At 38.5% G+C, this 12175-nt stretch carries 11 protein-coding genes; all 11 read left to right on the plus strand.

The genetic code is table 11. The features are described 5' to 3' along the window. Positions 1–78 precede the first annotated feature (78 nt). The 11 genes from BK581_RS01430 (at position 79) to recA (ending at position 11883) form a co-directional block, all read left to right on the plus strand. Complete coding sequence (locus BK581_RS01430) at positions 79–801, plus strand: GntR family transcriptional regulator (RefSeq protein WP_078576433.1); 723 nt, start codon at positions 79–81, stop codon at positions 799–801. Between the two features lie 185 nt (positions 802–986). Beyond that, positions 987–2282, plus strand: coding sequence for an EF-P 5-aminopentanol modification-associated protein YfmF (yfmF, locus tag BK581_RS01435; protein ID WP_078576435.1), 1296 nt, complete (start codon positions 987–989; stop codon positions 2280–2282). Then, positions 2279–3583, plus strand: coding sequence for an EF-P 5-aminopentanol modification-associated protein YfmH (gene yfmH, locus BK581_RS01440; RefSeq protein WP_078576436.1), 1305 nt, complete (start codon positions 2279–2281; stop codon positions 3581–3583). The genes yfmF and yfmH overlap by 4 nt, the downstream gene beginning before the upstream one ends. Further along, positions 3576–4316 carry an elongation factor P 5-aminopentanone reductase gene (gene ymfI, locus BK581_RS01445; RefSeq protein WP_078576438.1) on the plus strand — a complete coding sequence of 247 codons (741 nt, stop codon included), beginning with the start codon at positions 3576–3578 and terminating at the stop codon, positions 4314–4316. Before yfmH ends, ymfI begins: the two co-directional genes overlap by 8 nt. Before the next feature lie 76 nt (positions 4317–4392). Further along, positions 4393–4641, plus strand: coding sequence for a DUF3243 domain-containing protein (locus BK581_RS01450; protein ID WP_078576439.1), 249 nt, complete (start codon positions 4393–4395; stop codon positions 4639–4641). A 643-nt stretch (positions 4642–5284) separates the two neighbouring features. After that, the gene (locus tag BK581_RS01455) at positions 5285–6058 is read left to right on the plus strand and encodes a YmfK family protein (RefSeq protein ID WP_078576440.1); all 774 of its coding nucleotides are present in this window, start codon (positions 5285–5287) and stop codon (positions 6056–6058) included. Between the two features lie 7 nt (positions 6059–6065). Further along, entirely contained in the window at positions 6066–6944 is an 879-nt protein-coding gene (locus BK581_RS01460) for a helix-turn-helix domain-containing protein (protein ID WP_078576442.1), read from the plus strand. Between the two features lie 217 nt (positions 6945–7161). Further along, positions 7162–7740, plus strand: coding sequence for a CDP-diacylglycerol--glycerol-3-phosphate 3-phosphatidyltransferase (pgsA, locus tag BK581_RS01465; protein WP_078576444.1), 579 nt, complete (start codon positions 7162–7164; stop codon positions 7738–7740). A gap of 23 nt (positions 7741–7763) precedes the next feature. Then, on the plus strand, positions 7764–8996 hold the full coding sequence (locus BK581_RS01470) for a competence/damage-inducible protein A (protein WP_078576446.1): 1233 nt from the start codon (positions 7764–7766) through the stop codon (positions 8994–8996). 20 nt (positions 8997–9016) lie between these two features. After that, on the plus strand, positions 9017–10600 hold the full coding sequence (locus tag BK581_RS01475) for a DEAD/DEAH box helicase (RefSeq protein ID WP_078576448.1): 1584 nt from the start codon (positions 9017–9019) through the stop codon (positions 10598–10600). A 230-nt stretch (positions 10601–10830) separates the two neighbouring features. Further along, positions 10831–11883, plus strand: coding sequence for a recombinase RecA (gene recA / locus BK581_RS01480; protein WP_078576451.1), 1053 nt, complete (start codon positions 10831–10833; stop codon positions 11881–11883). The last annotated feature ends 292 nt before the right edge of the window (positions 11884–12175 follow it).

The following is a 12175-nucleotide window of genomic DNA, read 5'->3' on the forward strand; positions in this document are numbered from 1 at the left end:
TAGTCCAAACTGGGAATTCGTGTTACATTTACTATATAGAAATTCGCAACGACTTGGTCAGCAGGAGGAGTATAAAAGATGATAAAATCGGATCAGCGCCCGTTATACTTGCAAGTCATTGATAGAATTAAACAAGATATTGAAGATGGAGCTTACGAGACAGGTGAACGCCTGCCGTCGGAATTCCAACTGTCAAAGCAATTAGGTGTAAGCAGGGCTACATTACGTGAAGCATTACGAATGTTAGAAGATGAGAGTATCATTATAAGACGCCATGGTGTTGGGACTTTTATTAACTCTAAACCGTTATTTTCATCAGGGATAGAAGAGCTCTTTAGTGTCACAGATATGATTAAACGTGGGAACAAAGAGCCTGGTACAAACTTTTTGTCCTCCTCCATTGAAAAGCCATCAGAGGATGATCAACGACGCTTTTATGACGAGCAGATAGATGACATGATTGTGCTAGAACGGGTTAGGACAGCAGATGGGGAGCCTGTCGTCTACTGTTTAGATAAAATTCCAAAACATCATTTACCTGATTATGTCTCCCATGAAGAACAATCGATGTTTGATCAGTTGGAGAAAAACGGTAACACGATTACCTATGCTATGACACAGATTGAACCGCTTGGTTATCATGAAAGAGTATCGGAAATACTAGCCTGTGATCCAGAAACAGCGCTTCTCGTACTGAAGCAAATGCATTATAACGAGCAAGAGGAGCCTGTTCTTTACTCTTTAAATTACTTCAGAGCTGATAAGTTTAAATTCCATGTATTACGAAAAAGAGTGTATTAGAATTTCTTCAAGAGCTCTTCTTGAGGAAATTTTTATTGTGCTTTTTCAGTTGATTGCCAGAGCATTTTATGAACATGAAAATAATTCTTCTGTTAAAATCAGTACTAAGTAGAAATTAACAATAGATTAACGACATATTCATTCGGATTTAAGGTATATTATGACTAATAAGAGGAGGGAATAATATGGAACCAGATCGCATGATTCAGTTTCAGTCTGGATCACTTAACGTACACATCATTCCATCAAAAACATTTAAAACAACCACATTTAACATTCAATTAAATGCGCCCTTAACAAAAGAAACAGCAACAAAACGGGCGCTGCTATCACATATTTTGCAAAACAGTACTGCCGATTATCCATCACGACAGCAATTGAGAAGTGCTCTTGAAGAACTCTATGGAGCGTCTTTAACATCTGATGTGACAAAGAAAGGCGAGCATCATATTGTGTCTATTAGAATGGATATAGCAAATGAGAAATTTCTAAAAGATCAAACACCACTCATGGAGGAAGGGATTAAACTCTTATCCTCAGTGTTGTTAAATCCAAATGAAGAGAATGGAAAATTCAACGATAAAGTCGTCGAAGAAGAAAAACGTACCCTTGCTCAAAAAATATCGTCCGTATACGATGACAAAATGCGATATGCTAATAAACGGCTAACTGAAGAGATGTGTCAAGATGAACCATTCGGGGTGCATGTTCTCGGATATGAAGAAGATTTGCAAGCCATTACAAGTCACGCTTTATATGACTACTATCACGAGGTATTAAAGAAAGACAAAATAGATTTATACATCATGGGTGATGTAGAGGAAAAAGAAATAAGATCTTTCATTACGCGCTATTTCCCTACCGATCAAACCGATAAAGGAGAGAATCATCAGTTAATTGAGAGATCACCTATCAAGTTAAAAGATACTCCGAATGAGGTAGTGGAAGAACAGTCAGTCCAGCAAGGAAAACTCCATATAGGTTATCGAACAGATGTGTTATATGGGGACGATGATTATTTTGCCATGCAGCTGTTTAACGGTATCTTTGGTGGCTTCTCACATTCAAAATTATTTATTAATGTCCGAGAAAAGGCGAGTTTAGCCTATTACGCAGCATCAAGAGTTGAAAGCTTTAAAGGCTTGTTAATTGTTATGTCAGGCATTCAATCGAGTCATTATAAAAAAGCCTCAGACATTATTTTTAAGCAAATGGAAGAAATGAAACACGGGAATTTTACTGAAGAAGATATTGTACAAACAAAAGCCGTCTATAAGAATCAAATCCTAGAAACAATGGATGTACCTAGAGGCCGAATTGAATTAGAATATCAAAATGAGTTAACAGAGAATCCTATCCCTCTTAATGAGTGGATTGAACGTACAGATAGTGTGACGAAAGAGGATATCGTGAATGTAGCTAAAAAAATCACGTTGGACACCGTCTATTTCCTTAAAGGGAAGGAGGAAGTAACAAAATGACGAAACAGACATTTGATCAACTTCAAGAGACATTACATTTTGATAAATTACCGAATGGTTTACACGTCTATGTCTTACCTAAAAAAGGGTTTAATAAAACGTTTGCTACGTTCACAACGAAATATGGGTCTATAGACAATCATTTTGTTCCCCTTGGAGAAGAGGAACCATTACGGGTGCCTGATGGGATCGCTCATTTCCTCGAACATAAGCTTTTTGAAGATGAAGAAGGCGATGTTTTTCAAGAGTTTAGTAAGAAGGGGGCTTCCGCGAATGCTTTTACAAGCTTTAACAGAACAGCATATTTATTTTCAAGCACAATGAATATTGAAGACAATTTAGAAACCTTAATGAATTTTGTGCAGAAGCCCTATTTCACAGATGAGTCAGTTGACAAGGAGAAGGGGATTATTGAACAAGAAATTAAGATGTATGAAGATAATCCAGATTGGCAAAATTTCTTTGGTCTTTTAAAAGCGATGTTTAAAGAGCATCCGGTGGGTATTGATATAGCTGGGACGGTAGAATCCATCAATCAAACAACAAAAGACTTACTTTATACGTGTTACAAAACATTTTACCATCCAGGGAATATGGTGCTTTTCATCGTCGGGAATGTTGAGCCTGAAAAAATTCTCCAACAAGTGAGACAAAACCAAGAAAATAAAACGTTTCCAGAGCCAGAGGATATTCAACGTGTGACGGTGAAAGAACCAACAGAAGTCGATGAGAAAAAAGTTGTTATTCCGATGGCTGTGAATACAGGTAAATGCTTAGTAGGTATAAAAGAACACCGTCATGACAAGCAAGGGGAGGACTTACTAAAGCAAGAATTATCTATACAACTTTTATTAGAAATGATGTTTGGTCAAAGCTCTGAAAATTACCAAGCATTGTATGAGCAAGGGTTGATAGATGATACGTTCAGTTTTGATTATACAGGTGAATATGGTTTTGGCTTTTCTGTTATTGGCGGAGACTCAAAAAATCCAGAAGCCTTAGGAAATACGATAAAAACAATGATTTCTGACTTTTTACAACAGCCGATAAATAAGGACGTAGTGGAGCGTATACGTAAAAAGAAAATTGGTTACTTCCTCAAAGCGATGAATTCTCCAGAATTTATTGCGAATCAGTTTACGCGATATCGGTTTAATGATATGGATTTATTTCATGTCATACCTATGTTGGAAGCATTAACAACAGAAAGTTTACAGGAAACCCTCAATGATCATTTTAATGTTGACACACAAATGAGCCAATGTTTAATCGTACCAGACGGTGAAGCGCAGCGTGGATAAGAGGCGCCCACTTGCACTAGTCACTGGCGCTTCAGGAGAGATTGGCCGCGCAATCAGTTTAAAACTGGCAGCCAGCGGCCACGACCTCATCCTTCACTATTGTCAAAATAAAGTAAGGGCAGAAGAGCTGAAAATGTTAGTTGAATCTACTTTTGATTGCAAATGTTCTCTCCTCCAAGTTGATTTTAGTGACTATGAGCATACAAAGGAAAAGATCGGTACGTTAAAAGATGTAGTGATAGATGTTATCATCCATAATGCAGGGGAGCCATCTATCGGCTTGTATCAAGAGGAAACCGAAGAGGACATGAAAAGACAATTGGCAATTAGTCTTATGGCTCCTTCGTTCATTACAAAAACTTTTTTGCCTAAGATGATAGCTCAGAAAAAAGGCAAAATTGTTGTTATAACGTCAATTTGGGGTTTAAGTGGTGCTGCATGCGAAGTGACCTATTCAATGGTTAAAGGCGGTCAAAATGCTTACGTAAAAGCGTTAGCTAAAGAAGTAGCACCAAGCGGGATTAATGTGAATGGGGTGGCGCCCGGTGCGATTCAAACACGTATGCTCTCAGAGTATTCCGAAGAAGAAAAAAAGGCTTTATGTGAGGAGATTCCGGCTGGCCGACTAGGTGAGTCGGAAGAAGTTGCAGAACTGGTCACTTTTTTAGTATCAGAAAAAGCCAACTACATAAATGGCCAAATCATGTCTGTTAATGGTGCATGGCATTGTTAATACCGATGTTTACATGCATATTATTCCTTGATTGTGAAAAGCTAGAGAAGAAAGATATCACAAGGAGGAATGACTTATGTCAGTTCTTGATAACTGGGAGCAGTGGAAAAATTTTTTAGGCGACAAACTTGATCAAGGCCAACATGAAGGTATGGATCAAAAGACTGTGTCAGAAGTAGCTTACCAAGTAGGGGAATATTTATCTGAAGAAGTTACCCCAAAGAATGAGCAAGAAAAAGTGTTAGCAGACCTTTGGCATGTAGCAAGTGAGGAAGAGCAGCATGCCATTGCTAATATGATGGTCAAACTCGTTCAGCAAAGGTAATGCTAAAAAGTATCGTCGTTAAGACGATGCTTTTTATCTTTCTTATTAATTGCACTTATTTTATCTATGTTAAAACTCAGTATTTTTGTGATTTTATATACGACTTTGATAGAAAAATAACGAAAATTGTAGTGTTTTGAATAATAATGATATAAATCTCTTTTAATGAAGAGAAAAATCCATTATGATGTTATCAGGAAGGCGATTGTACATTCAACATAAGAATACATAAATAAGCGACAATGGGACGTTTGTGGAGCGGCTATTTTAGGGAAATAACGTAAAAGATGAAGTATAAACATGAATGAATGTCATATTATTCAAAACAAGACGTCAAAATGCTAATAATGGCTGTGACCTTCACTTCAGACGGACTAATGTCCTGATTGAAGGTTCGTTTTATCATCTGCATATTAAATGAAATTTATTGAATATTAGTCGTGCTATTGCTTTAAAAACATCATTATGAAGTTGGCTCACATATAAATGATAAACGAGGCAGATGATGACTTTTTAATGAGAACATATAAGACATCATTTTATTACTATCGGCATCCTTATAATTTCATAGGTCATTTGTTCTCCATAAAGTTTGATACTTTCACATTAAGTCGTTACTCAAAGGGAAGAAAGGAGTTGTCAAGTGAAACAAAAAGAGTGGTATATGGAATATCAAATTAATGAGAATCGCCCAGGATTATTGGGTGAAATATCATCACTCCTAGGTATGCTACGAATTAATATCTTAACCATCAACGGTGTGGAGCATAGACGGCGAGGGATGCTGATTAAAAGTGTCAGTGATGAAGCGATTATGCGACTTCGTTATATCATGGAAACGATGGATGTGATAACATTAAGGAAAATCCGAGAACCGAAGCTACGAGATAGACTGGCAGTAAGACACGGACGCTATATCGAACGAGATGAAGATGAAAAGAAAACGTTTCGCTTTGTACGTGATGAGTTAGGTCTTCTCGTTGACTTTATGGCAGAGCTGTTTATGAAGAGCGGACATCGACTTATCGGTATTCGTGGTATGCCAAGGGTAGGAAAAACAGAATCTGTTGTTGCGGCAAGTGTTTGTGCCAATAAACGCTGGTCGTTTCTCTCTTCCACGTTATTGAGACAGACGATAAGGAGTCAGTTGGCTGACGATGAAATGTCAGAAGACCATATTTACATTATTGATGGTATCGTGTCAACGATGAGAGCGTCAGAGCGACATCAGGCACTTATTTCAAAAATGATGCGACTTCCAGCTACTAAAGTCGTGGAGCATCCTGATATTTTTGTAAGAGAGACAGAATATTCTTTAGATGATTTTGATTATATCATTGAGCTTCGAAGTGATGAGAGTGAAGAAATTACATATGATTCTATTGAATCAGGATTCTCATCCTTTGATATCAGTTAGGTGGTAGGTGTTGAGTGTGTCTGAATTAGGAATTAGATTAAAAAATGCAAGAGAAGAAAAAGGGTATTCTCTAGATGAACTTCAACGAGTAACTAAAATACAAAAACGGTATTTAATTGCTATTGAAGACGGGGATTTTTCTAAAATGCCTGGCGATTTTTATGGCAGAGCATTTGTAAAAAGCTATGCAGAAGCCGTTGAGTTAGACCCAGACATGATTTTTGAGGAACATAAAAATGAGCTCCCTCAAACCAAAAAAGAGCCTGTCGATCTTCCGCCAAGAGTGAATAGGTCCAAACCAAAGACCGTTAGGAAAAAATCTAAAATTGCTTCACTTCTTCCTACGTTAGTTGTGATTCTATTTATACTAGCCATAGGACTAGCTTTTTGGATATTCCGACAAGGAGATACAGATGATTCTGGGGGTGTCCCACGAGACAATCAAGAAGCCCCTTCTATCGAAATAACCGATAATGATGTGGAAGAAGATAATAACGTAGAGAATAACAATGAAGGTGCCAATGACAATAACGCTAGTAACAATGAAGAAAATGAAGAGAATGAGGAAGAACAGGAACAATCCCTTTCCTTTGAAGAAAGTGAAGGAAATCGCTATACGTATACGTTAACTGGAATAGATGATCTCGATGTCAGTCTCTCGTTTTCTGGAGACAGCTGGCTGCAGATTTTAGATTCGAATGGTGACGAAGTTCATCAAAGTAGTCATGGTGATGGCGACGAAATTGATTTTGACTTGTCAGGAGAATCTGAGATTACATTTAATATGGGTAATATAAGAACAGCTGATATTTACATTAATGATGAATTGCTGGATTATGAGAGTGACGATCACCGCCAGTATGTCATTATTCGAGTAGAAGACTGACAAAATAGTTATTCTTTCTTTCACAACAGCTCCCCTTCTTAGAGGAGCTGTTGTTCTTTTCCTTAATAGGCTTAATTATAGATATGCTAGTGCTATGGCGCTACTAATTATACATACTTTTAGTCGGTACAATTAGCAATATAGTTGCCTTTTTGATAAAATTGAAGAGGCTTCATCAATACGGTATGAGTGTAGACAAAAGACAGGAGGATCATTCGTGAATATTCCAAACCAGATTACCATTTCCAGAATAGTATTAATTCCATTATTTATGGTATTTCTTCTCGTGCCATTTAATTGGGGCGAATTAGCTCTTCTTGGTGCCACTATTCCGGTTCATCATTTTGTGGCAGCCATTATTTTTATTTTCGCAGCATCGACCGATTGGCTAGATGGTTACTATGCTAGAAAATATAACCTTGTCACAAACATGGGGAAGTTCCTAGATCCCTTGGCGGATAAATTATTGATTACTGCGGCGTTTGTGTCTTTGACAGGGCTTGATATGTTTCCTGCATGGGCAGCTGTGGTCATTTTAAGCCGAGAATTTGCTGTTACAGGCTTAAGGCTCGTAGCTTCCGGTGAAGGGGATGTGATTGCAGCAAGTATTTGGGGTAAATGGAAAACAGTCAGTCAAATTGTGGCGGCTTCATCCGTTTTATTACATAATATTATTTTTGAAATGTTCGCCATACCATTTCACACCATTATGATTTATGTAGCTGTCATATTGACTATTTTCTCAGGTGTTGATTATTTTGTGAAAAATAAACATGTGCTTAATAAATCCATGTAGGTTTTTGGAAGGGTGTCTTGTTCATGAATGCTGAAATTATTGCTGTTGGTTCTGAGCTCTTATTAGGCCAAATACAAAACTCAAATGCGACTTATTTATCTAGAGAGTTATCAAAAGTGGGTATTGATGTCTATCATCATACAGTTGTAGGTGATAACCAAGAACGATTAATGGACGTGGTTAAGAAAGCTCTTGAACGGGCTGATGTGTTAATTTTCACAGGAGGATTAGGACCAACTAAAGATGACCTTACAAAAGAGACTGTTGGAGAAGTAACTGGGACGCCGCTGGACTATGATCCAGAGACGGAAGCGCGAATAAGGGATTTTTTTGCTACTCGTAAACGTAACATGACTGAGAATAATCGTAAACAAGCGCTTGTGTTAAAAGGAGCACACATTTTTCCAAATGACCATGGGCTTGCCTGTGGGATGGCATTAGAAATAGCAAGTAAACAGCTCATTTTACTTCCTGGCCCTCCAAGCGAATTGATTCCAATGTTTGAGACATATGCGTTGCCTTTTTTATTAAAGAATGTTCATCAAAAAGAAGAAATTCAATCAAAGGTTCTCCGTTTTTTTAATATTGGTGAATCTCAGCTTGTAGAAAAAATAGATGACTTAATTGAACAACAGTCAAACCCTACTATTGCACCTCTTGCTTCTGATGGAGAAGTCACGCTGCGACTCACTGTTAAGGGCTCGGATGATAAGGAGAATGAACGCCTACTAAATCATGTGAAACAGCAAGTATTGGGGCGGGTAGGAGACTTCTTCTACGGTGAAGGGGAGGAAAACTTAGCAACATTATTAGTAAAAGAACTGTCAGAGAGGAGCCTGACGTTAGGGGCTGCCGAAAGTCTCACAGGTGGTCAGTTTTCTGCTGCCCTTACAGAAGTTCCTGCAGTTTCAAATGTGTTTAATGGGGCTATAGTATGTTATAGTAATGCAGTAAAGGAAACGATTCTGTCTGTCTCACCTCGGCTTTTAAGTGAGGAGGGAGCAGTTAGTGCTGCTTGTGCTAAACAGTTAGCCGAAAATGTTAAAAAAGCGTTACATAGTGATGTAGGTGTGAGTTTTACAGGAGTAGCTGGCCCCGGTGAACTTGAAGGACATGCTCCTGGGATCGTATATATCGGTATTGCTACACAACATACCACAGAAGCTTATAAGTTACATTTGGCGGGGAGCAGAGAAAATATCCGTGACCGCTCAGTTAAATATGGACTTTATTATTTATTGAAAGATTTACGTTAAGAAAAGGTGGATGAATAGACATGATGAAATTTGAAGATTTCCAAATCTCTGATGACCTGAAAAGGGCGATTAAAGATATGGGGTTTGAAGCCCCCTCTCCAATTCAAGAAAAGGTCATTCCAGAAATTTTAAAAAAGCAAGATGTGATTGGCCAAGCACAAACTGGTACAGGTAAAACGGCCGCTTTTGGTATTCCACTCCTAGAGCATATTTCAGCAAGCAACCATATTCAATCTCTTATTTTAACACCTACTAGGGAATTGGCTATTCAAGTAGCTGGTGAGCTTCAAAAGCTGTCAAAATTCAAAAAAGTGACGACATTACCTGTTTACGGTGGTCAGTCAATTGGTCAACAAATTAAATCGTTAAAGCGAGGTGTGGATGTTGTCGTTGGGACACCAGGTAGAATCCTTGACCACCTCAATCGAAAAACACTTAAATTGCAACACGTACACACCCTTATTTTAGATGAAGCTGATGAAATGCTTGATATGGGTTTCATTGAAGATATTGAAAAAATCTTGCAACAAGTGAATCGTGAACGGCAAACTTTGCTTTTTTCTGCTACGATGCCCCCGCCGATTCGCAAGCTCTCTAATAAATACATGAAGCAGCCTAAACAAGTGACGATCAGTAAAGGGGAAGTAACGGCCCCATCCATCAATCAAGTTTATTATAAAGTACTAGAAAGAAATAAACTTGATTCTCTCTGTCGCGTTATAGACAGCGAAACGATCGATTTAGGCATCATCTTTTGTAGAACGAAAAAAGGGGTTGCTGAGTTAACGGAGGCACTCCAAGCGAGAGGCTATCAAGCAGATGGTTTGCATGGGGATTTAACACAATCTCAGCGAGATATGGTTATGAAGAAGTTCCGTGACTCTTCTATTGAGTTTCTCATCGCCACTGATGTTGCGGCACGTGGTATAGACGTTCAAAATGTTAGTCATGTCATAAATTATGATATCCCGCAAGATCCAGAAAGCTACGTGCACCGAATTGGTCGAACGGGTCGTGCTGGACGAGATGGTATAGCATTAACACTTGTTACGCCAAGGGAAATGAAGCATCTTCGCTCGATAGAAGCCGAAATTAAAATGACGATCCCATCTCAAAACCTTCCTTCAGTTGAAGAAGTTGTGGAGAAACAGCAGCATGTATGGAAAGGACAAATCATCGACTTAATTGAAAACGATGATGAGGGAGCCAATTTGTACGATGCCCTCGTAACGGATTTACTTGATCGGTATCCAGCAGAAAAAGTCGTCACATCACTTATGAAGCTGGCATTTTACAGCCGTGATAATTTAAATGATGATGGCTATGATTTTGGGGAAACTGGTGCACAAAAAGGCATGACCCGCTTTTTCATTAATGTAGGGAGAAATGTCGACTTAACTCCGAAAAAACTCGTAGATGAAGTTGCAAGACTCATTGGAATTAACCCTAAATCAGTAGGGAAAGTCGATATATTTGAAAATTTCACCTTTATGGAAGTACCTGAAGAAGTGGCGCCGTTTGTCTATGAAGGGTTAAAATACGCCCGAGTGAGTGGCGCAAGGATTAACCTAGAACCGGCAAAACCTCGCCCGAAACGAAAGTAATGCTATACATCCGTCTTAGCAGCTAAAAGTGCCTTTTATCAATACATCGGTGATGGTCTTACCTTAAGCGATGTTCTCTGTCATTAAAAGGTTATCACTTTTCTTTGACAAGGCGGATGTTTCCGTTTATAATAAAAAGCGAACGGATGTTTGTAGTTTTTAAATAAAGAAGATAATAAATGAGATATCGTCCTGTGCGAGATCATTTAATGTATAAAGGAGAGTTGAGAATGTCAGATCGAAAGCAAGCATTAGATATGGCTTTGAAACAAATTGAGAAACAATTCGGAAAAGGTTCTATTATGAAATTAGGTGAGCAAGCAGAGCGTCGTGTGTCCACGATATCAAGTGGTGCCTTAGCACTTGATATTGCCTTAGGAGTAGGTGGATATCCCCGAGGAAGAGTAATTGAGATTTATGGACCTGAATCATCTGGTAAGACAACTGTTGCTCTTCATGCTATTGCTGAAGTTCAGCGCAATGGTGGTCAAGCAGCTTTTATAGACGCTGAGCATGCTTTGGATCCTGTTTATGCACAAAATTTAGGTGTTAATATTGATGAATTATTATTATCTCAACCAGATACAGGAGAGCAAGCTTTAGAAATTGCTGAAGCTCTTGTACGAAGTGGCGCTGTTGATATTCTCATTATTGACTCTGTGGCTGCGCTCGTTCCAAAAGCGGAAATAGAAGGGGAGATGGGCGATAGCCATGTAGGTTTGCAGGCTCGTCTTATGTCTCAAGCACTTCGGAAACTGTCAGGAGCTGTTAGTAAATCCAATACAATTGCCGTTTTCATCAACCAAATTCGTGAAAAAGTGGGCGTCATGTTCGGAAATCCGGAAACGACCCCTGGTGGGCGTGCACTTAAATTCTATTCCTCTGTACGACTGGAAGTTCGGCGTGCAGAAACATTGAAACAAGGAAACGATATGATTGGAAATAAAACAAAATTAAAAGTTGTTAAGAATAAAGTAGCCCCTCCATTTAGAACGGCGGAAGTTGATATTATGTATGGGGAAGGGATTTCACGTGAAGGATCTATTTTGGATATTGCATCAGATCTAGACATCGTCCAGAAAAGCGGGGCGTGGTACTCATACAATAATGATCGTATGGGTCAAGGACGAGAAAACGCTAAACAATTCCTTAAGGAAAATGAGGACGTGACGAAAGAAATAGAGAATCGCATTAGGGAATACCATGGATTGCTTGGAACACAAGAAGTACCTGCAGAAGAGTCTTCTGACGAAGGAGAAGACCTCAGTTTAGATTTGAAGTAAACGTGTATTAGTCTCGTATAAAATCGTTTATTTAAGATTCCGATTATCGTCAGATGATCGGAATCTTTTTCGTAGTTACTTTTAAAAAAACTTCTATGTCTATGTGACTTCCTAAGTTCACCGCCGTGGCATGAATCTATATTTTAATATTCTTATCGTTTCTCCTCATAATCTTTTCATCTCCATTAACAGCATTCACTACACTAGATCATTGACGTTATATAGCTTTTCTCTTTGAAAGAAGCTTAATAACAAGCAACTGACAAGGTTCTATTGGATCATAACAATTACA

Origin of the sequence: Salipaludibacillus agaradhaerens, assembly GCF_002019735.1 — a bacterium.
GTDB classification, from domain to species: domain Bacteria; phylum Bacillota; class Bacilli; order Bacillales; family Salisediminibacteriaceae; genus Salipaludibacillus; species Salipaludibacillus agaradhaerens.